Origin of the sequence: Pseudoruegeria sp. HB172150, from assembly GCF_013184805.1 — a bacterium.
Taxonomy (GTDB): domain Bacteria; phylum Pseudomonadota; class Alphaproteobacteria; order Rhodobacterales; family Rhodobacteraceae; genus Psychromarinibacter.
In genome coordinates this window covers 2,160,918-2,180,380 of record NZ_JAATNG010000001.1, presented here as the reverse complement: position 1 = coordinate 2,180,380, position 19,463 = coordinate 2,160,918, and the positions used below count along the sequence as shown (strand labels likewise).

20 protein-coding genes are annotated in these 19,463 nt (G+C 60.8%); 12 read left to right on the top strand and 8 right to left on the bottom strand.

Annotation, left to right across the window (positions count from 1 at the left end; all coding sequences use genetic code 11):
- Window positions 1–197: 197 nt before the first annotated feature.
- The 7 genes from grxD to HCO70_RS10385 form a co-directional block, all read right to left on the bottom strand.
- Window positions 198–560 carry a Grx4 family monothiol glutaredoxin gene (gene grxD, locus HCO70_RS10415; RefSeq protein WP_172296252.1) on the bottom strand — a complete coding sequence of 121 codons (363 nt, stop codon included), beginning with the start codon at window positions 558–560 and terminating at the stop codon, window positions 198–200.
- Window positions 561–569: 9 nt separating this feature from the next.
- Entirely contained in the window at window positions 570–854 is a 285-nt protein-coding gene (locus tag HCO70_RS10410) for a hypothetical protein (protein WP_172295608.1), read from the bottom strand.
- Window positions 851–1,093, bottom strand: coding sequence for a BolA/IbaG family iron-sulfur metabolism protein (locus HCO70_RS10405; protein ID WP_172295606.1), 243 nt, complete (start codon window positions 1,091–1,093; stop codon window positions 851–853). Before HCO70_RS10405 ends, HCO70_RS10410 begins: the two co-directional genes overlap by 4 nt.
- 60 nt (window positions 1,094–1,153) lie before the next feature.
- Complete coding sequence (locus HCO70_RS10400) at window positions 1,154–1,657, bottom strand: hypothetical protein (RefSeq protein WP_172295604.1); 504 nt, start codon at window positions 1,655–1,657, stop codon at window positions 1,154–1,156.
- Between the two features lie 148 nt (window positions 1,658–1,805).
- Window positions 1,806–3,965 (bottom strand): phosphoribosylformylglycinamidine synthase subunit PurL, encoded by a 2,160-nt coding sequence (gene purL, locus HCO70_RS10395; protein WP_172295602.1) that lies wholly within the window; start codon window positions 3,963–3,965, stop codon window positions 1,806–1,808.
- Between the two features lie 195 nt (window positions 3,966–4,160).
- The gene (locus HCO70_RS10390; protein ID WP_216665322.1) at window positions 4,161–4,661 is read right to left on the bottom strand and encodes a hypothetical protein; all 501 of its coding nucleotides are present in this window, start codon (window positions 4,659–4,661) and stop codon (window positions 4,161–4,163) included.
- A gap of 528 nt (window positions 4,662–5,189) precedes the next feature.
- Window positions 5,190–6,095 (bottom strand): LysR family transcriptional regulator, encoded by a 906-nt coding sequence (locus HCO70_RS10385; RefSeq protein ID WP_172295598.1) that lies wholly within the window; start codon window positions 6,093–6,095, stop codon window positions 5,190–5,192.
- A gap of 161 nt (window positions 6,096–6,256) precedes the next feature.
- Between HCO70_RS10385 and HCO70_RS10380 the strand changes: the two genes are divergently transcribed.
- From HCO70_RS10380 to HCO70_RS10325, 12 genes are all read left to right on the top strand, one after another.
- Window positions 6,257–9,673, top strand: a complete 3,417-nt coding sequence (locus HCO70_RS10380; RefSeq protein WP_172295596.1) for an indolepyruvate ferredoxin oxidoreductase family protein — start codon at window positions 6,257–6,259, stop codon at window positions 9,671–9,673.
- Between the two features lie 102 nt (window positions 9,674–9,775).
- Entirely contained in the window at window positions 9,776–10,654 is an 879-nt protein-coding gene (locus HCO70_RS10375; RefSeq protein ID WP_172295594.1) for a lysophospholipid acyltransferase family protein, read from the top strand.
- Window positions 10,655–10,658: 4 nt separating this feature from the next.
- Window positions 10,659–11,471, top strand: a complete 813-nt coding sequence (locus tag HCO70_RS10370) for a glutamate racemase (protein WP_172295592.1) — start codon at window positions 10,659–10,661, stop codon at window positions 11,469–11,471.
- 119 nt (window positions 11,472–11,590) lie between these two features.
- Window positions 11,591–12,193: a hypothetical protein gene (locus tag HCO70_RS10365; protein ID WP_172295590.1), complete on the top strand. Its 603-nt coding sequence runs from the start codon at window positions 11,591–11,593 to the stop codon at window positions 12,191–12,193.
- A gap of 112 nt (window positions 12,194–12,305) precedes the next feature.
- On the top strand, window positions 12,306–13,334 hold the full coding sequence (argC, locus tag HCO70_RS10360; protein WP_172295588.1) for an N-acetyl-gamma-glutamyl-phosphate reductase: 1,029 nt from the start codon (window positions 12,306–12,308) through the stop codon (window positions 13,332–13,334).
- A gap of 68 nt (window positions 13,335–13,402) precedes the next feature.
- A complete protein-coding gene (gene ccmE, locus HCO70_RS10355) occupies window positions 13,403–13,855 on the top strand; it encodes a cytochrome c maturation protein CcmE (protein WP_172295586.1) in 453 nt (150 codons plus the stop codon).
- 68 nt (window positions 13,856–13,923) lie between these two features.
- Entirely contained in the window at window positions 13,924–14,535 is a 612-nt protein-coding gene (locus tag HCO70_RS10350; protein ID WP_172295584.1) for a holin-associated N-acetylmuramidase, read from the top strand.
- Entirely contained in the window at window positions 14,526–15,080 is a 555-nt protein-coding gene (locus HCO70_RS10345) for a holin family protein (protein WP_172295582.1), read from the top strand. The genes HCO70_RS10350 and HCO70_RS10345 overlap by 10 nt, the downstream gene beginning before the upstream one ends.
- Window positions 15,077–15,286, top strand: coding sequence for a hemolysin XhlA family protein (locus HCO70_RS10340; protein WP_172295580.1), 210 nt, complete (start codon window positions 15,077–15,079; stop codon window positions 15,284–15,286). Before HCO70_RS10345 ends, HCO70_RS10340 begins: the two co-directional genes overlap by 4 nt.
- A gap of 92 nt (window positions 15,287–15,378) precedes the next feature.
- On the top strand, window positions 15,379–17,352 hold the full coding sequence (locus HCO70_RS10335; protein WP_172295578.1) for a heme lyase CcmF/NrfE family subunit: 1,974 nt from the start codon (window positions 15,379–15,381) through the stop codon (window positions 17,350–17,352).
- Window positions 17,349–17,798: a cytochrome c-type biogenesis protein gene (locus HCO70_RS10330; protein WP_172295576.1), complete on the top strand. Its 450-nt coding sequence runs from the start codon at window positions 17,349–17,351 to the stop codon at window positions 17,796–17,798. The genes HCO70_RS10335 and HCO70_RS10330 overlap by 4 nt, the downstream gene beginning before the upstream one ends.
- Before the next feature lie 69 nt (window positions 17,799–17,867).
- Window positions 17,868–18,644, top strand: a complete 777-nt coding sequence (locus HCO70_RS10325; RefSeq protein ID WP_172295574.1) for an enoyl-CoA hydratase-related protein — start codon at window positions 17,868–17,870, stop codon at window positions 18,642–18,644.
- A gap of 3 nt (window positions 18,645–18,647) precedes the next feature.
- Here HCO70_RS10325 and HCO70_RS10320 read toward each other — a convergent pair whose 3' ends face one another.
- Window positions 18,648–19,148, bottom strand: a complete 501-nt coding sequence (locus HCO70_RS10320) for a flavin reductase family protein (protein WP_172295572.1) — start codon at window positions 19,146–19,148, stop codon at window positions 18,648–18,650.
- Window positions 19,149–19,463 lie beyond the last annotated feature (315 nt).

Genomic DNA, 19,463 nt, shown 5'->3' with positions numbered 1-19,463 from the left:
AGAATAGCACAGCTGAGCGCCAAGCGCGGCACAATTACCGGGGAACGACCGATAGGCTGGAGTTCTGATTTTTGTGGTTCCGCCGTGGCCGTGTAAGAGCGTTGCACAGGTATCGTTTGTTTGAAAAGCGAGCCAACACATACAAAAAACACGGCGCGCTTAACGCACCGTGCCGGGATGTCTGGACCGGAAGTGTCCTAGCCGTTCGCTTCGCGGATCTTTTCCGCGGCCGCCTTATCGTAGCTTACAGCCTTGTCGTCGAATAGCTGATCAAGTTCGCCGGACAAGGTCATCTCGGTAACGATATCGCAGCCGCCGACAAACTCGCCTTTGACGTAAAGCTGTGGAATTGTCGGCCAGTCGGAATAATCCTTTATGCCTTGGCGAACATCGTCATCGGCCAGCACGTTCACGTCCGCATAGTCGACGCCCATGAAGTTCAGCACGCCAGCGACACGGCTGGAAAAGCCGCATTGCGGCATTGTCTTTGTGCCCTTCATGAACAGGACGACATCGTTCGTTTTCACGATTTCGTCGATCTGGTTCTTGGTGTCGGTCATGGTCATTCGTCAGTCCTTTCGCGCCTTGCTGGGCATCAACTCTATCGCCTGAACCTGCGGGTCTTTCGACACCATGTAGGTGCGGCCATCGTTCATTTCATGGTCTTTGCGGACCCATGTTCCACCGGTGACTGAGACCGGACTGCGGTCGCTCGCCGGATCATCCCAGCGCCGCTGGTTCACGGCATAGGTCGAAAGCGGGCGATACCGGCCGCGCTTCATGCTGTATTCGATCAGAATCGCAAGCGCTACAAGCACACCGATGACGGCCAGGATCCAGAATGCGAGAGTCATCCGGGTGCCTTCGTAGTCAGTGCCAGAGCGTGCAACTCACCCTGTGCCCCGTCCATCTTTCCCTTCAGAGCGGCATAAACTGCGCGCTGCTGCTGAACCCGGTTCTGGCCGCGGAAACTCTCGTCGATTACCTCGGCCGCGTAGTGGTTCCCATCGCCGGCCAGGTCGGTGATCGTGATCGCCGCGTTCGGAAACGCCGCGCGGATCAGTTCTTCGATTTCCTGTGCCTGCATTGCCATGTGGGTTGCTCCGATCCTTGTATTATAGATGTATGTGGCGTTCAGGAAAGCCGCAAGATTTCACACGTGATGGGCGAGCGAACGAAGGAAATCGCGTGCCTCCGCGAGAATTGTCCCCGAAGCGATTTCGGCGGCGACGTCTGGCGTCATCTCGTCAGGGCAGAGGCTTTCCATCAGGTGTTCCCAGCGGTCTTCCTCTTCTTCCTCCAGCGGCAGTCGGCGTGCGGTATCGAGCAGCGTAAGCAGGCTGTGAATGGTGCGCAGGTGCCTAAAGGTCTCCAGCATCGGCGCCAGCAGTTCCAGGTCGTCTCGCCAGCTTTCGCCGCCATGAAGGGTAATAGCACGCTGGCCGGCCCCCTCGCACTCGTAGCGTACACAACCGGGAAAGCCTTCCTCCTCGAGATACTCGTAGATCGTACAGTCGTGCCGGGTGCCCAGATGCGGACAGGGTAGGCCGGCGGGCTTATCGATCGCGAAATCATCCCCTTCGTCGAAGGCTAGGCCGACGCAGCACAGCGCGGCGCAGGCGTTACAGTCAGATGCGAGGTCAGGAAGCGTTGTCATGGTTCAGATCGTCCATGCAAACCGTACAGCCGGAGTGTGGGGCACCCATCATCAGGGTTCGCTTTTCTGCGCTTACAGAAGCGGCCAGCCCGGGGATTTCCAAACACGACAATTGCTCTCGGTTCGCTCGGGCTGAACATTTTGGCCTTTAGCCCAGGGCGGCTTCGAACGCGGAACGATAGAGAGCCGACAATTCTTCGAGCGGCGCAGAGGATGACCCGAAAGTGACGTCCGTACCGGTGAATCGCCCGACGGAAACGATAGGAACACCAACCTGCCCGGCGGCGACCATCAGAGCCTCCGCCATGTCGAAGTTGCAGGCGACGAGATAACGTGCCTGATCCTCGCCGAATAGCTCTGCCGTGTCGCCACTGTCCAGATGGACGCCGACGCCGGTGGCATCTGCAAGTTCAAAGGCGGCGAGCGCCAGGCCGCCGTCTGAAAGGTCGGTGCAGGCGGTAATCCACTCGCGGTTATCCCGGATAAATTCGCCGTTTCGCTTTTCTGCGTCGAGGTCGACATGCGGCGCGTCGCCGTCTTCGCGGTTGAAGACTTCTGCCAGGATGGCGGACTGGCCAAGATGGCCGTGGCTTTCGCCGATCAGAAGAGCGACATGGCCTTCACGCACCTGGTCGGCGATCAGGTGGCTCTCGTCAGGGATTAAGCCCACCGCGCCGATGGTGGGTGTCGGCAGGATCGCGGCGCCGTCGGTCTCGTTATAGAGCGAGACATTGCCGGACACGATCGGCATACCGAGCGCGGCGCAGGCGGCGCCGATGCCTTTAATCGCGCCGACGAACTGGCCCATGATCTCGGGCTTTTCGGGGTTACCGAAATTGAGGTTGTCGGTCGTGGCCAGTGGTACGGCGCCCACAGCCGTAAGGTTTCTATAGGCCTCGGCCACGGCCTGCTTGCCGCCTTCCTCCGGATTGGCCTTCACGTAGCGGGGTGTAACGTCTGAGGTGAAGGCCAGCATCTTGGGCGTTCCGTGGACGCGCGTGATGCCGGCGCCAAGTCCCGGGCGGCGAACGGTGTCAGCCATGACCTGGCTGTCATATTGCTCGTAGATCCACTGTTTCGCGGCATAGTTGGGGCTGGAGATCAGTGCCTTCAATCCGTCGATAGGGTCGATCCCGGGCACGTCGGCCAGCGGCACCGCAGTACCTGTCGCTTCCCAAGGCCGGTCGTATTCCGGCGCTGTCGAGGACAGTTTCGACAATGGCAGGTCCGCCTTCGTCTCATTGCCGTGCAGAATCAGGAAGCGATCCTCGGCGATAGTCTCGCCGACAATGGCAAAGTCGAGGTCCCACTTGTCGAAGATCGCCTTGGCTTCGTCTTCCTTCTCCGGCTTCAGTACCATGAGCATGCGCTCCTGGCTTTCCGACAGCATCATCTCGTAGGCGGTCATTTGCTCTTCGCGCACCGGCACCCGGTCAAGGTCCAGGCGAACACCAAGCCCCCCCTTGTCGCCCATCTCAACTGCGGAACAGGTGAGGCCCGCGGCGCCCATGTCCTGGATCGAGATGACGGCGCCGGTCTGCATCAATTCGAGGCAGGCTTCCAGCAGCCGCTTTTCTGTAAACGGGTCGCCGACTTGGACGGTGGGGCGCTTCTCCTCGATCGTCTCGTCGAACTCGGCCGAGGCCATTGTGGCGCCGCCAACGCCATCGCGCCCGGTCTTGGCACCCAGATAGACGACCGGCATGCCGACGCCAGACGCGGCAGAGTAAAAGATACTGTCCGTATCGGCCAATCCGGCGGCAAATGCATTGACCAGGCAGTTGCCGTTGTAAGCGGGGTGGAAGCGTACCTCGCCGCCGATTGTCGGCACACCAAAGGCGTTACCGTAGCCTCCGATCCCTTCGACCACACCATGAACAAGCTGCCGAGTCTTCGGGTGCCGCGGCTCACCGAAGGACAGCGAGTTCATCGCCGCGATGGGACGCGCGCCCATAGTGAACACGTCCCGCAGGATGCCGCCGACGCCAGTGGCGGCTCCTTGGTATGGCTCGATATACGACGGGTGGTTGTGGCTCTCCATCTTGAAGACCACAGCCTGACCGTCGCCGATATCAACCACGCCCGCGTTTTCGCCAGGCCCGCAGATTACCTGCGGCCCGTCTGTTGGCAGTGTCCGCAGCCATTTTTTTGAGGACTTGTAGGAGCAATGCTCGTTCCACATTGCTGAGAAGATACCAAGCTCGGTAAAGGTCGGCTCGCGGTTCAGGAGCTGCAGGATCTGCGCGTATTCGTCCGGTTTCAGCCCGTGGGCAGCGACCAGATCCTCGGTGATTTCCGGCTCCTGCATCATATTCCCCTGCATGCGTGGTTGAGCGCGCTTTTAGGGCAGGGCGAAGCGAGATGAAAGGCGGCGACGGCGGTAAGCCGCGCCATCGAGGGAAATATTACAGCGCAAGATCGTTCCGGCAGCAAAACGCCCCGCCCGAAGGGATGGGCGGGGCGCCGCGATGGCAGGCAGCGCCTGTGCTGCCCGTGAGTGGCGTCAGTTAGACTGGACGTTCCCCATCGCTTTGAGCTGGGCGTTGACCGCCGCAACGAATTCGTCGCGTGACATCGCCAGCTCGTATTCGCCGTTCGCGTCCGTTTCGGCGCCGACTTTAACGTGCTGAACCGGCAACTCGAGGCTGTCATCAACAGCGACGATCACCTGGGTGCTGCCCTCAGTCGTGGTCTCGACGGATTGGACGGTCCCGATGGTCTGGTCATCCGAAGAAAGCACTACCGTGCCCTCTGCGCCGGCTTGGTCGGCTTCGCCGGCATTGGCGACCACGTCGCCCGTGTCCTGAACTGCCTCTCCAGCGGTTTCGCCGCTGTCAGTGACTGCATCGCCCATCGTGTCGCCTGTCTGAGCGATGGTGCTGCCGATTGCGCCGGTCGTGCCTTCGACGGCTTCACCGGCATTGTCTGTCAGCGATGCGGCGACCGCGGTACCCGCAATCAGTGCCGAAAGTGCCACGCCCGTGAGAATGTTCTTACCGGTCATCATATGTGCCTCCTTGGAGTGTTTCGCCAGACCCTTCTCGGGCCGGCTGCGTGGCAAAGGAGGTGGAGCTTGCGAGCGAAGTCACAAGTATTCCGATGGAACCCGGCAGAATGCCGCTGGAGACCCCAGTGAGAGATGCGCAGGAATTCGCAAAGCAAGTTCACGATCCACAATTTAGGTGGAACTCCGCCAGCGTGACCCAAGGAGATCTCGCAAAAACTTGCCACCGCGCCGGATTTTGCGGGACCTCAGCCTAAACGGCCCGATCAGATGGTTTGGCTGATCCCCGAAAAGGACAGAATGAAAGACGGTTCTTACGGTCTGGGCGTGCCCCGGGCAGTCAAACGACAAAAAAAGGCCGGGCGCGAAGCCCGGCCAAGTCCAACAGGGAGGTAAAAACGCGAAGGCGGTATGATCAAGCCTCGCGTCTTCAATGGGCAGATATGCTTCGAGTGCCTGCGGATCAAGCAGAAATAGTACGGTGCGTCGCATGGCCGCTATGCTGCAGGTGCATAACTGCCACAGGTGTTAGGCTGCCGACTCCTCGGTTTTGCGTTTTCGGTAAGCAAAAATCTCTTCCGTGACGAAGTCGCGGAAAGCGCCAATGCGCTTGGAATTGCGCAATTCTTCCGGGTAGGCGAGGAACACGGGTACCTCGTTCGATTCCACGTCAGGAAGCACGCGGACCATCTCCGGGAAATCGTCCAGCAGATAGTCGGGTAGGACGCCGATGCCGAGGTTGTTGACCACTCCCTGCAACACGCCAAAATAGTTGTTCACGGTCAGCAGCGAGCGGACGTCGTTGGCGATCAGTTCCTGAACCAAGCTTGCACCCGCGGCGACCTGGAAGGCACTGGGGCTCTGACAGATAAGACGGTGCTTCGAGATATCCGCCAGGGTCGTTGGCATTCCAGCAGATTCCAAGTAGTCGCGGGTTGCATAAAGCCGCATGCGTACGCTCATCAGCTTGCGGCGTATCAGGTCAGCCTGGCTCGGTTCCTTCATACGGATCGCCACGTCCGCCTCGCGCATCGGCAGATCCAGTACCCGCTCTTCCAGCATCAGGTCGATCTTTAGATCCGGATAGCGGTCGTAAAGCTTAGGCAGCCGTGGTGCCAGCCACAGGCACCCGAAGCCGATGGCGGTGGTCACGCGCAGTTCTCCAAATACTTCCTCCTTGGAATCGCGGATCCGGGCCTCTGCGGTGTCGAGGCGGCGCACCATGGCAGACGTGGCGTCGAACAGAAGCTCTCCCTGTTCGGTGAGAATCAGTCCGCGGGCGTGTCGATGAAACAGGGTTGCATTCAGGCTCTCTTCCAGCGCGCGGATCTGACGCGAAACCGCCGACTGGCTCAGATGCAGCGTGTCTCCCGCATGCGTGAGGCTGCCCGCGTCGGCTACCGCGTGAAATATTCTTAGCTTATCCCAATCCATGGCGTATCCAAATGCCTCGATGCCTGTGTGTTTAGTTGCGCTCTATTACCGGCAGGTAAGCTTAACATGCAAACCCGCCCATACCGGTAAATTGATTTTGTAGGTCAGTTTGATTGACCTATAATCATGTTATAAAGTCCCGGTAAGGGAGGCGCACAAAAATGCGGCAGGATGTATCGCTACGCGACCGGTTCGATTTGGAAAAATCCCCGGTCTTGCTCAACGGAACGCAGGCACTTGTCCGGCTTATGCTGATGCAGAAGGCACGGGACCGGGCGGCGGGGCTGAACACGGCAGGCTATGTCAGCGGCTACCGCGGCTCGCCGCTGGGCGCGGTCGACCAGTGGATGACGCGTGCTCGCGACTTGCTGGAAGCGTCGGATATCCGGTTTCAACCGGGCCTGAACGAAGATCTGGCCGCAACCGCGCTGTGGGGCACGCAGCAGGCGGAACTGCGCGGGGAAGGGCGCTTCGACGGTGTCTTCGGGCTCTGGTACGGTAAGGGCCCCGGTGTTGACCGATCCGGCGACGCAATGCGGCATGCCAACATGGCGGGCAGCTCGGCGCATGGCGGCGTGCTGATGGCGATGGGCGATGACCACACCGGCGAAAGCTCCACCGTCTGCCATCAGTCCGATTGGGCGATGGTGGACGCCTACATGCCGGTGCTGTCACCTGCGGGCGTGCAGGAAATCCTTGATTACGGGCTATACGGTTATGCTCTCAGTCGCTTCGCGGGCGTCTGGGCCGGCCTGAAACTGATGAAAGACACGGTGGAGGCGACAGCGGTGGTCGACGGACGTTCCGGCCGCATGTCATTTGTCCAACCGGATTTTGCGATGCCCGAGGACGGACTGAATATCCGCCTTGCCGATCACTGGATCCCGCAGGAAGAGCGGATGATTGACTACAAACGCTTCGCGGCAGAGGCGTTCTCTCGAGCGAATGGCATCGACAGGCGCGTCTGGGGCAAGCCTGGCGCGAAAGTCGGGTTCGTCGCTGCGGGCAAAAACTGGCTGGACCTGGTACATGCGCTGCAACTGCTGGGCGTGGACGAGGCGGCAGCAGAACGGCTGGGCATCACCACATACAAGGTCGGTCAAACCTGGCCGATGGACATGAAGGGCTTCCACGACTGGGCGGAGGGCCTGGAACTGATCGTGGTCGTCGAGGAAAAGCGGAAGCTGATCGAGGTTCAGATCAAGGAAGCGATTTTCGACGACCGGCGCGGCCGCCGCGTTTATGGCTGGTACAAGGGCGGCGCCGGCGGAATGCACCGCGACGAACTCTTCCCGACGCGCTACGCGCTGGACCCGGTGATGATCGCGGAGAAGATCGGTGGCATCCTCATCGAAGAGGGGCGCGGCACCGATCGAATGAAGTCTGCGCTGCAAGGCATTGAGGAAGCGAAGAAAGCCGACAATGCGGAGGAAATCGCGGCGCGCCTTCCCTATTTCTGCTCCGGTTGCCCGCACAACACATCAACTAAGCTGCCGCAGGGCAGCCGCGCCTATGCCGGGATCGGCTGCCATTTTATGGTTCAGTGGATGGAGCGAGAGACGGTCGGCTTTACCCATATGGGTGCCGAGGGCGCAAATTGGATCGGCGAAGCTCCGTTCTCGACCCGCGAGCATGTATTCCAGAACCTCGGCGACGGCACCTACAACCATTCCGGTGTGCAGGCGATCCGCTTCGCTCTGATGGCCGGCACCAACATTACCTACAAGATTCTTTACAACGACGCGGTAGCGATGACAGGCGGACAACCCAATGACGGCGGGCTGACGGCGGATCAGATCGCGCGCGAACTGCGGGCGATGGGCGTTCGCAATGTCGCATTGGTCTATGACAAGAAGGAAGAAGTGGATCTTAGCCTCTTCCCAAACGATGTGCCGCGATACGAACGTGAGGAGATGCAGGAGGTTCAGGAAAAGTTCAGCTATTACAAAGGCGTGTCCGCCATAATTTACATGCAGACCTGCGCAGCGGAGAAGCGACGCAGGCGCAAGCGTGGTTCCTTCCCCGATCCCGACAAGCGCGTCTTCATCAACACAGACGTATGCGAAGGCTGCGGTGATTGCGGTGTACAGTCGAATTGCGTGTCAATCGTTCCGGTCGAAACCGAACTCGGCCGCAAGCGCGCTATCGATCAATCCTCTTGCAACAAGGATTTCAGCTGTCTCAACGGCTTCTGCCCGTCCTTTGTTACCGTGACGGGTGCCAAGCTAAAGAAGTCCGCCACAGTGGATCTGGACATTGGCGAATTGCCGGATCCCGTTCTACCACAGATACACGGCACATATAACGTCGTGATCACCGGCGTCGGCGGCACCGGTGTCGTGACTATCGGCGCTGTGATGGCCATGGCCGCTTTCTTGGATGGCAAGGGCGCCGGCATGATGGAGATGGCCGGACTGGCGCAAAAGGGCGGTGCAGTTCATATCCATTGCCGCCTGGCGGAGCGGCCCGAGGATATCTCGGCGATCCGCGTGGCAACGGGCGAATGTGATGCACTGATTGGCGGGGACCTGGTGGTGTCGGCCGGGGCAAAGACGCTCGGTTTGACTCAGACGGGGCGCACCGGCGCTGTGGTCAACAGCCACGAGATCATCACTGGTCAGTTCACTCGCGACACCGAATTCCGTATTCCTTCGGATAGGTTGGAGTTGTCACTTGAAGCGAAATTGCGGGATGGCTTGGTCTTGTTCGACGCCAGCGATCTAGCCGGCGCGGTTCTTGGCGATACGATCTATTCCAACATGATCGTCTTCGGTGCGGCATGGCAGCGGGGACTGGTGCCGATCTCGCATGAAGCGATCCTGCGGGCGGTCGAGATGAATGGTGCAGCTCCGGAAAGGAACAAGCGCGCTTTCGAAGTCGGGCGCTGGGCGGTGCTGTATCCTGTCGAAGCAGAGCGTCTGGCAAAGCCGAGTGTCGTGGAGCTGCCAAAATCTCTGGAAGAAAAGATTTCCTACCGTGCCGGTAACCTAGAAGTTTACCAATCGAGGGCTCTGGCTCAACGGTATAAGGCTTTTCTGGAACGGTTCGAAACACCTCGCCTGAAAGAGGCCGTCGCGAAGGGCTATTACAAGCTGTTGGCCTACAAGGACGAGTACGAGGTCGCTCGACTGCTGCTCGACAGCGAGGAAAGAGCACGTGAGGCATTCGGCGGTGACCTGCGGCTGACCTACCACATGTCACCGCCAATCATGGCGCGCAAAGGGCCGGACGGACGGCCCAGGAAACGCGAATTCGGCCCGGGCATGCGGCGGGTTCTCGCCGGTCTCGCCCGGTTGAAATTTCTCCGCGGCACGCCATTGGACCCATTCGGATACAGCGCCGAGCGCCGCATGGAACGCTCCCTGATCCGGCAGTTCGAGGCGGATATGGACGCGCTCTTGAAAGAGGGGCCCGAAATTCCCCTTGACGCCGCGGTCGCTCTGGCAGAACTGCCGCTGCAGATCAGGGGCTTCGGTCCTGTAAAGGCGGCGAATGAAGAGAAGGCGGCAAAACGCAGGGAAGAGCTTTGGGCGGCGATCCGCCATGGCGATGCCTCGCTGCGCAGCGCGGCAGAATAGCTGGTATTCGTCACATTTCCTTAGTGTTTCCGTTACACAATGGACATCACGGGATGAGAGTCGTGGTAAACTTTGAGCAGTGTTTCTAAAGGGGAAATGCGGATGGCTACGAAGCGCCATATCGCAAGGGATATAAGCTACGCCAGTTCAGCACAGTCCAAAAGCGGGCGCGCGGTGATCCGGCTGCTGGAAAACGCGACAGGACGACTGAAACTGATCAAGCGCGCCGACGGTTACGAGATGGAGGTCTCCGGTGGGCGCGACTTTTGGGAAGTCATGGTTGAGCGCTACGGTCTTAGCCTTGATGTCGTTTCAGGCAGCCTCAGCAACATACCGCATGACGGGCCGCTGATCCTGATCGCCAACCATCCCTACGGTATTCTGGACGGGCTGATGATGGGCCACATTCTTAGCCTCGTGCGCGGCGATTTCCGCATCCTGGCACACCGAATTTTCCGCAAGGCAGAAGAGCTGAACCGGATCATCCTGCCGATTTCCTTCGACGAGACGAAGGAAGCGATCCGCCAGAATGTCGAGACACGCAAGACAGCACTCGACTACCTGGCCAACGGCGGCGCTATCGGGGTCTTCCCGGGTGGAACCGTAGCCACCGCACCAAAGCCCTTCGCCCAGCCGATGGATCCGCTTTGGCGCAGCTTTACCGCACGGATGATTGCGAAATCAAACGCTACGGTAGTGCCGGTCTATTTCGATGGCCACAACTCCCGACTGTTCCAGATCGCCAGCCACCTGCACTATACGCTTCGCATGGCGCTGCTGATCAACGAGTTCCGGATGCGCGTGGATGAACCGGTGAAGATCGCAGTCGGTGAACCGATCCCGCGCGAAGAATTGGCGCTTCACCGCGACAACCCGAAATCGATGATGGATTTTCTGCGCGCGCAGACGTATGCCCTGTCTCCACGACCGCTCAAATCCGTGGGTTACGGGTTCGAGTTCGAGGAGAAATACAGGGCATAATCCAATGGCCGTCGGCATTTTCGATAGCGGTCTGGGCGGGCTGACCGTTCTGGACGCCGTGACGCGGGCCATGCCCGATGTGGGCTTCGTATATTACGGGGACAATGTGAACACGCCGTACGGCGTACGAGATCCCGATGACATCTATGAATTGACGACAAAGGGCTGCGCGCGGCTGTTCGAGACAGGCTGCAACCTCGTGATTCTGGCCTGCAACACTGCATCGGCGGCGGCACTGCGCCGGATGCAGGAATCCTGGGTGCCGTCAGACAAGCGGGTGCTGGGAGTCTTCGTCCCGCTGATCGAGGCGCTGACTGAGCGGCAGTGGGGCGATAATTCCCCGCCGCGCGAGGTGAAGGTCAAGCATGTGGCGTTGTTCGCGACTCCAGCGACCGTGCGCAGCCGCGCCTTCCAACGCGAACTGGCCTTTCGCGCGATCGGCGTAGACGTTGAGGCGCAAAGCTGCGGCGGCGTGGTCGACGCCATCGAGGAAGGCGACATGATCCTCGCCGAGGCACTGGTGCGCAGCCATGTGGATGCACTGCTGCGGAAGATGCCCGATCCCGACGCGGCGGTGCTGGGTTGCACCCATTACCCGCTGGTCGAAGAAGTGTTCCGCGAAGCACTGGGCCCGCAGGTGGATGTCTATTCGCAGCCCGCACTGGTGGCCGCAAGCCTTGCCGACTACCTCAAACGACGACCGGAAATGGTGGGCGAGGGTGGCGAGTCGCTCTTCCTGACCACCGGCGATCCGGCACGGGTCTCAAACCAGGCGACCCGGTTCCTGCGCCGCAAGATTGGGTTTGTTCCAGCCTGATCGCGCAACGCGTGAATTGACGTTACGTTTACGTAAATTTGCCCTCTATACGCGATGAGGCGGCTCACATATATCCGCCGTGCAGATGCCTGCCCCGGTCGATACGCCGGAGTTCTTTAATGGAAATTGACAAGATGAGCCGCTTCGGTCTCCTTCCTACGCTTTCTTTTGTCGCCGCCCTATTCGCGGGTGCTGGCGCCCATGCTGTCACCGTTTCCGAGTCGGATCTCGGCGAATTTTCCGGCGAGTGGTCCTCGCCAACCGAACTGGGCGCCGGCATCGACGGTGTGTCCGGCACGGGTGCTCAGAATCAATTCGACATTCTGGTCCTCACCGGCCTGACTGCTGGCGCACAGACGCTCACCTTTACCTTCACTGGTCCAGCTGATGCTGGCGATTCATACGCTGCCGGTGGCACACTGATGTACTCGTTCGACGCGTTCCAGTATGGCTGGGATGGCGACTATGCCGGCAGTTTCGGCAGCTTCAAGTCGGCGCTGACCGATACGCTGACCCTTGTTTTGGGCGACGATTTCAGCGGCGTTCTCTATCTGGCGCTGTACTTCACTTACGGCGATCAGCTGTCCTACAGCATCGCGTCAAGCGTCCCTGCCACGAGCGGCTCCACGCCAAGCCCTGTACCGCTTCCGGCTACCGGTCTCCTTCTGGGTGGCGCGCTGGTCGGCGCGGGCCTCTTGGCCAAACGACGCCTCCGATCCTGATCCGGCGGCGGGGCAATGCCCCGGCTGCCGACCCGCATTGCGGCGAGGCAGTTTCCAGTTCAATGCTTCCGGTCCCTCGCCCATCTAGACCCGACTGTTGAGCGAGGGAACCATGCCCCACAAGATTGCAATACTTGGCGCTTCCGGATACACTGGTGCCGAACTCGTCCGCATCATCGCGACGCACCCGTCGATGGAGATCTCCGCGCTGTCAGGCGACCGTAAGGCCGGGATGCGGATGGACGAGGTCTATCATCACCTGCGTCATCTCGACCTGCCAGCGCTTGTGAAGATCGAAGAAGTCGATTTCTCCACCATCGACCTGTGCTTTTGCGCGCTGCCTCATGCAACGTCGCAAGCCGTTGTAAAGGATTTGCCTTCCGACCTTAAGGTGGTCGACCTGTCTGCGGATTTCCGGCTCAGCGATCCGGATGCTTACGAGAAATGGTATGGCAAGCCGCATGGTGCGGTCGAGCTGCAGAAAATTGCGGTTTACGGCCTGACCGAATTCTACCGCGAGGACATCAAATCTGCACGACTGGTGGCCGGCACCGGATGCAACGCCGCGACGGGTCAGTTCGCGCTGCGCCCCCTTATCTCCGCCGGCGTAGTCGACATCGACGATATCATCATCGACCTTAAGGCGGCGGCCTCCGGTTCCGGGCGTTCGCTGAAGGAGCACCTGCTGTTCTCGGAGCTTTACGAGAACGCGGTCGGCTACGCGATGGGCAGCCGCCATAGGCACCTTGGCGAATTCGATCAGGAGTTCTCGAAGGTCGCAGGGCGGCCGGTAGAAATCCAGTTCACACCACACCTTGTCCCGGCGACGCGGGGTATCCTGCTGACAGCCTATCTCAAGGGCGATCCGGAGGTGGTACATGCCACTCTGGACAGGGCTTACGCGGAAGAAGTCTTCGTCGAGGTTCTGCCGTTCGGCAAGGTCCCGTCGATGAAGGACGTGCGTGGCTCGAACTTCTGTCATATCGGCGTCGTCGGAGACCGCAAACCGGGCCGGGCCACCGTCGTCGCCACACTCGACAACCTCACCAAGGGCTCGTCAGGGCAGGCGATCCAGAACGCCAACCTCATGCTGGGCGAGGTAGAAACGGCAGGGCTGATGCTGGCGCCTCTCTTCCCGTAGATTTGAGGTGAATCAAGGCGGTCTGTGCGCTATTGCGTGAAACTCTGCCCCGCGCCCGGAGGACGCCTATGGCTGGACTGAAGAACCTCAAGAAACGGCGCCGCATCCAGGTGATCTTGGTCGCGGCGGTCGCACTTGCTTTGTCGACGGCTATGGTGGGTTACGCGATGCGTGACGGTATCAATTTCTTCCGCGCTCCGACCCAGGTCGCAGAAGAACCGCCGGCGCCGAATGAGGTGTTCCGTCTGGGTGGGCTGGTTGAGGAGGGTACCCTCGTGCGCGGACAGGGCGAAACTGTAACCTTCAGCGTCACCGATGGCGGCGCATCAATCCCTGTCGCCTACACCGGCGTCCTGCCGGACCTGTTCGAAGAGGGACAGGGTATGATCGGCACCGGTCGTTACATAAACGGCATCTTCGAAGCCTCGGAAATTCTTGCCAAACATGACGAAACATACATGCCGAAGGAAGTCATGGACGCGCTGAAGGACCAGGGCGTTTACCAGGATCCGAACGGTTAGGTTCCGTCATCTTAACCTGATAGCAGCCAACCTTGCCGCCGCATTTACCACTTGCGGGGACTTAAGGTATGAAATCGGTCGAGGCGATTGCCGACGAGATTATCGGCCGCGAAGGCGGCTATGTGAACGATCCGGACGATCCGGGTGGGGCAACGAAATACGGCGTGACCATCGGCACGCTCTGCCGCCTCGGGATCGACAATGACGGCGACGGCGACACCGATGTCGAAGATGTGAAGCAGCTCACGCCGGCGCAAGCACGGACGATCTTCGTCGACCACTACTTCCGTCGACCAAATATCGGTGATCTGCCGGAGGTGCTGCAGGCCAGCGTCTTCGACATGTACGTCAATGCGGGCGCAAACGCAGTGAAAATACTGCAGCGTCTACTCATCGACATGGGGCACCGAGTGACGGTGGATGGCGCAATCGGTCCGCAAACCGTCGCCGCGGCAGAGGCTGCCCGTTACGCCGCACCTCGTCATCTGGCCGATGCTTACGGAATCGCCCGCCGCAATTTCTATTATTCACTGGGAGACGACCGCCCGGCGAGTCGGAAATACGCCTGTCGCTCTAACGGAGGAAAGGGAGGTTGGATCCTACGGGCAGAAGAATTCATCTCCCCCCGTTACCATCTGAGCGAGGCGGAACACCGCCAGAGGGTGGCGGAATGGGGATGATCGAAGGTGTTCTGAACCTCGTCTTCGGTGGTGGCCGCAACGCCGTGACGGAAACGGTCGAAGTGTTCCGCGAAAACGCCGAAGCCGCGGGACAGCGCGACGTGGATTTGCGCAACGCCACACTGAGCCAGTTCGCCACGGAGTTCCTGCAACCGCGCAAGGGCTTGTTTGACCGTCTGATGGACGGCATGAACCGGGTGCCGCGCCCGGCACTGGCACTGGCACTGGGAACACTGGGCCTGTTCGTGGCGGCCATGGTCGATCCGATCTGGTTCGCCAGCCGCATGCAGGGCATCGCGCTGGTGCCAGAACCGCTCTGGTGGCTCTTGGGCGTGATCGTGTCCTTCTATTTCGGCGCACGCCACCAGACGAAGAGCATGGAATACAACCGCTCCATCGCAGAGACGCTCGCGCGCGCACCGGAAGTTCAGCGCAACATCGGCGCGCTGTCGGTTCTGCATGCGGGGGCAGGGCAGGCGGAGCCGAAAGACGCGCCCGCGATTTCGCCGAACCCCGCGCTTGAGGACTGGAGACGCGCGGAATGACCGAGGAGTGGCGGCGGAGCATCGAGAAGCGGCTTCAAAGCCTGGAACTGCGTGATGCCGTGGATGAGGTGCACCGGATGAATGTCGAGGAACGACTGGGCGGCATCGAGGAATCGCTGAAATGGCTACTAAGGTTGGTCCTGGGAGCGCTAGTCACCGGAGCGATGGCCTACCTCATCGCCGGCGGGCTCGCGTTACCAGAGTAAACCGGCGCTCGCCGCGCGCGCAGCGATAAATCCTTTGCGACATCGGCGCGCAGGGAATTGGCGGCGCGGCAGGTCCTCCGTATAACCGGAGCATGATCGTCGAACTTGGCCATTTCACCCTAATCCTTGCCTTCGCCGTTGCCATCGTACAGGCGGTAATCCCGCTTATCGGCGCGCAGAAGGGTTGGCGAGGCTGGATGGCCGTCGCCGAACCGGCGGCGACCGCGCAGTTCCTGCTGACGGCGCTTTCCTTCCTCGCGCTCACTTACGCCTTCGTGACCTCCGATTTCTCGCTGCGCCTCGTGGTGCTGAACTCCCATACCGACAAGCCGATGCTCTACAAGATCAGCGGCGTCTGGGGGAACCATGAGGGCTCGATGCTCCTCTGGGTGCTGATCCTGACGCTGTTCGGCGCCTGCGCCGCCTGGTTCGGGCAGAACCTGCCGCCCGCGCTGCGCGCCCGCGTCCTGGCTGTGCAATCTGCCATAGCCGTGGCCTTTTTCGCCTTCATCCTGTTCACCTCGAACCCGTTTCTGCGGCTGGAGATTCCACCGATGAACGGCGAGGATCTGAACCCATTGTTGCAGGACCCTGGCCTCGCGTTCCACCCGCCGTTCCTCTACCTCGGCTATGTTGGCCTCAGCATGGCCTTCTCTTTCGCCGTCGCCGCGCTGATCGAGGGCCGGGTCGATGCTGCATGGGCGCGCTGGGTCCGGCCCTGGACGCTGGCCGCGTGGGTGTTCCTGACCATCGGCATCGCTCTGGGTTCGTGGTGGGCCTATTACGAGCTTGGCTGGGGCGGCTTCTGGTTCTGGGACCCGGTCGAGAACGCCTCTTTCATGCCGTGGCTGATCGCGGCTGCGCTCCTGCATTCCGCCATCGTTGTTGAAAAACGCGAGGCGCTGAAAGCGTGGACCATCCTTCTCGCAATTCTCGCTTTCGGCTTCTCGCTGATCGGCACCTTCATTGTGCGGTCGGGCGTGCTGACATCGGTTCATGCTTTTGCCAACGACCCCGAACGCGGTGTCTTTATCCTGATCATCCTTGCCGTCTTTGTCGGCGGTGCGCTCACGCTCTATGCTGCCCGTGCCGGCGCAATGGAGGCGAAGGGTGTCTTTGCGTTGGTCTCGCGCGAAACAGCGCTTGTGCTGAACAACATTCTTCTCGCTGTCTCGGCCCTTGTCGTCTTTGCTGGCACGATCTGGCCGCTGGTGGCCGAGCTTGCCTTCGACCGCAAGCTGTCGGTCGGCGCGCCGTTTTTCGAGGTGGCCTTCACCCCGTTCTTCGTCGCCCTTGCGGCGATCCTGCCGATCGGCGCCATCCTGCCATGGAAACGCGCCAGCCTGTCCCGAGCTATGCAACAGCTTTGGGGCGTGCTGGTTTTCGCCATCGCCTGCGGCGCGCTGGTATGGTCAATTCAAACCGGCCGCTCGGTGCTGGCACCGGTCGGCATGGTGCTTGTGGTCTGGCTGATCGGTGGTGCTGTGGCGGACCTCTACACACGAACGGGCCGCGGCAAATGGAGTTCCAAGTTGCGCCGCCTCCGGAACCTGCCGCGCGCTGACTGGGGCAAGTCTGTCGCACATGCCGGTCTCGGCGTCACCATTTTCGGGATCTCTGCGATGCTCGCTTGGCAGATCGAGGATATCCGCGTGGCCAAAGTCGGGGAAAGCTTCGAGGTCGGCGGATACGAAATCACGCTTGCCGACGTGTCGCGCCAGCAGGGCCCGAACTACAACACGACTGTGGCCGAAATGCGCGTCGCGCGGAACGGGCGCGACGTCGCCGTGCTTCATCCTGAAAAGCGCGTCTATCCGGTGGCGCAGATGCCGACGACCGAAGCTGCCATCGACAACGGAATCTTCCGCGACATCTACGTTGTGATCGGCGACCCGCAGGCCGACGGCGGCTGGGCGGTGCGTACCTACATAAAACCCTTCGCCAATTGGATCTGGGCCGGTGCAATTATCATGGCGCTCGGCGGAGTGCTGTCGCTCTCCGACCGGCGCTATCGCGTGGCGGCGGGCGCAAGGAAGGCGGCGGCTGGCGCGGTGCCGGCGGAATGAAGCGATTGATCCTGATTCTCAGCATGCTGGCCACGCCGATTTTTGCTGTGCAGCCAGACGAAATCCTGGACGATCCGGGGCTGGAGGAACGCGCACGGGAGATCTCCAAGGAACTTCGATGCTTGGTCTGCCGCAACGAATCCATCGACGAATCGAATGCCGATCTCGCGCGCGACCTGCGCCTTCTGGTGCGGGAGCGGCTGGTGGAGGGCGACAGCGACGCCGAGGTCATAGCATTCGTCACGGACCGCTACGGCGAATACGTCTTACTGAAACCCACTGCTCGCGGCGCCAACCTGGTGCTGTGGGTTACGGGGCCGGCCACGCTGGTACTGGCGCTGGTCATCGCGGGACTCTACCTGCGACGCCGTAACCGAGCGCCGGAAGCTGCAGCCGCGCTCTCGCCCGAGGAAGAAGCGCGGCTCAAACGCATTCTAGACGAGTAACCCAGCGTTACTCTTTCCCTCCTGCCGCGCGCGGATATGCTCGCCAGCGATCTGCCGAGGGAGGCCCAGATGCAATACGATACCATCCGGCTTGAGCTGGCCGACGACGTGGCGGTGATCACGCTGAATCGCCCTGACAAGATGAACGCACTGAACACGCAGATGCGTGCCGAACTGCTTCACGCGATCAAGGACATGGAAAGACAGGCACGGGTCATCGTGCTGACAGGCGAGGGAAAATCCTTCTGCTCCGGCCAGGACCTCGCCGACAGCGGCACCGCCGCCAATATCGATTTGGAACGGACGCTTCGCGACGAATACGAACCGATGCTGCGCGCGATCTTTGACTGCCCGGTGCCGACCGTCGCGGCGGTGAACGGTGCCGCAGCCGGTGCAGGGGCGAACCTCGCACTGGCATGCGACGTGGTCATTGCGACGGAATCGGCGATGTTCCTGCAGGCATTCACCCGGATCGGCCTCGTCCCCGATGCCGGCGGTACCTACTGGCTGCCGAGGCAGGTGGGTTTCGCCAAGGCCATGGGTGCCGCACTCTTCGCCGAGCCGATTTCGGCGAAGACGGCCGAGGACTGGGGCATGATCTGGGAAGCGATATCTGATGCTGACTTCGCCGCGCACTGGCAAGCCCGTGTCTCCAAGCTCGCCAAGGGCCCGACCGTCGCCTACGGGAACGTCAAACGCGCGATCCGCGACAGCTTCGACAACGGGTTGACGGCGCAGCTTGCGCTCGAGGCGCAGCTGCAGGGCGCCTGCGGCAAGACCCGTGATTTCCAGGAAGGTGTGCTGGCTTTCCTCGAAAAGCGTCCGCCGCACTACGAGGGCCGATAACAGCTACTCCGGCAACCGGGGCGTGAAATCCCCCACACGCCCCTGCGAGAACACCAGAGGCTCGCCGTCGCGCCACTGCGCCCGGCTGACGCGTGCTACTACGATGCGGTGATCGCCGCCGTCATGGGTTGCGAGCGTGTCACACTCGAACCGGGCCAGGCAATCTTCGATCAGCGGCACCTTGTGGTCGTTCGGCTGCCAGTCGCAGCCCTGAAAAGCGGTTCCGTTTTGCGAAAAGCGGTCGGCGATCTCCGATTGCTCGGCGCCCATCACGTGAACTGCAAAATGCATCGCCTCTGCAAAAGCGGCGAACCGGCGGGAATGTTTTGCGGGCGACCAGAGGATCAGCGGCGGATCGAGCGAGACGCTGGCAAAGCTGTTGGCTGTAATTCCAAGCGGGCCGATTTCGGAATGCGTGGTGATAACAGTGATCCCCGTTGCGAATCGGCCAAGCGCATCGCGCAGCTCGCGCTGTGTATCCGACCCGGGAGTGATCTGATGCATTGTGTATGTCTATCCGCCAGCCGCACGGGACCGTCGCAATCCCTTTCCAAGATGTAAACTGCAATCGCCCGGGATGCACGTGGGGCGATGATCCTGGTGCCAGGTGCGACGCCGTGCGTCATCGCCACAAAGGCTCGATAGCTTTCCGAAACTCCGGCATTTTGTTCGATCAGTCGCCGTGTTTGAAATGTCATGGTGGTGTTAACGCAAGCAGTCAGTGCGGGCGGGGCTGCAATTGCCCGGTTCCGGTATGGTTGGTCGGGGTTCGAAAAGTGCTATTATGCCGAAGTCGCACCCGCAGATAGCCTAGGCGCG

Bases quoted from the DNA above. Each gene is read 5' to 3' on its own strand.
- grxD (WP_172296252.1), bottom strand. From the start codon at position 560: ATGACCGACACCAAGAACCAGATCGACGAAATCGTGAAAACGAACGAT.
- HCO70_RS10410 (WP_172295608.1), bottom strand. From the start codon at position 854: ATGACTCTCGCATTCTGGATCCTGGCCGTCATCGGTGTGCTTGTAGCG.
- HCO70_RS10405 (WP_172295606.1), bottom strand. From the start codon at position 1,093: ATGGCAATGCAGGCACAGGAAATCGAAGAACTGATCCGCGCGGCGTTT.
- HCO70_RS10400 (WP_172295604.1), bottom strand. From the start codon at position 1,657: ATGACAACGCTTCCTGACCTCGCATCTGACTGTAACGCCTGCGCCGCG.
- purL (WP_172295602.1), bottom strand. From the start codon at position 3,965: ATGCAGGAGCCGGAAATCACCGAGGATCTGGTCGCTGCCCACGGGCTG.
- HCO70_RS10390 (WP_216665322.1), bottom strand. From the start codon at position 4,661: ATGACCGGTAAGAACATTCTCACGGGCGTGGCACTTTCGGCACTGATT.
- HCO70_RS10385 (WP_172295598.1), bottom strand. From the start codon at position 6,095: ATGGATTGGGATAAGCTAAGAATATTTCACGCGGTAGCCGACGCGGGC.
- HCO70_RS10380 (WP_172295596.1), top strand. From the start codon at position 6,257: ATGCGGCAGGATGTATCGCTACGCGACCGGTTCGATTTGGAAAAATCC.
- HCO70_RS10375 (WP_172295594.1), top strand. From the start codon at position 9,776: ATGGCTACGAAGCGCCATATCGCAAGGGATATAAGCTACGCCAGTTCA.
- HCO70_RS10370 (WP_172295592.1), top strand. From the start codon at position 10,659: ATGGCCGTCGGCATTTTCGATAGCGGTCTGGGCGGGCTGACCGTTCTG.
- HCO70_RS10365 (WP_172295590.1), top strand. From the start codon at position 11,591: ATGGAAATTGACAAGATGAGCCGCTTCGGTCTCCTTCCTACGCTTTCT.
- argC (WP_172295588.1), top strand. From the start codon at position 12,306: ATGCCCCACAAGATTGCAATACTTGGCGCTTCCGGATACACTGGTGCC.
- ccmE (WP_172295586.1), top strand. From the start codon at position 13,403: ATGGCTGGACTGAAGAACCTCAAGAAACGGCGCCGCATCCAGGTGATC.
- HCO70_RS10350 (WP_172295584.1), top strand. From the start codon at position 13,924: ATGAAATCGGTCGAGGCGATTGCCGACGAGATTATCGGCCGCGAAGGC.
- HCO70_RS10345 (WP_172295582.1), top strand. From the start codon at position 14,526: ATGGGGATGATCGAAGGTGTTCTGAACCTCGTCTTCGGTGGTGGCCGC.
- HCO70_RS10340 (WP_172295580.1), top strand. From the start codon at position 15,077: ATGACCGAGGAGTGGCGGCGGAGCATCGAGAAGCGGCTTCAAAGCCTG.
- HCO70_RS10335 (WP_172295578.1), top strand. From the start codon at position 15,379: ATGATCGTCGAACTTGGCCATTTCACCCTAATCCTTGCCTTCGCCGTT.
- HCO70_RS10330 (WP_172295576.1), top strand. From the start codon at position 17,349: ATGAAGCGATTGATCCTGATTCTCAGCATGCTGGCCACGCCGATTTTT.
- HCO70_RS10325 (WP_172295574.1), top strand. From the start codon at position 17,868: ATGCAATACGATACCATCCGGCTTGAGCTGGCCGACGACGTGGCGGTG.
- HCO70_RS10320 (WP_172295572.1), bottom strand. From the start codon at position 19,148: ATGCATCAGATCACTCCCGGGTCGGATACACAGCGCGAGCTGCGCGAT.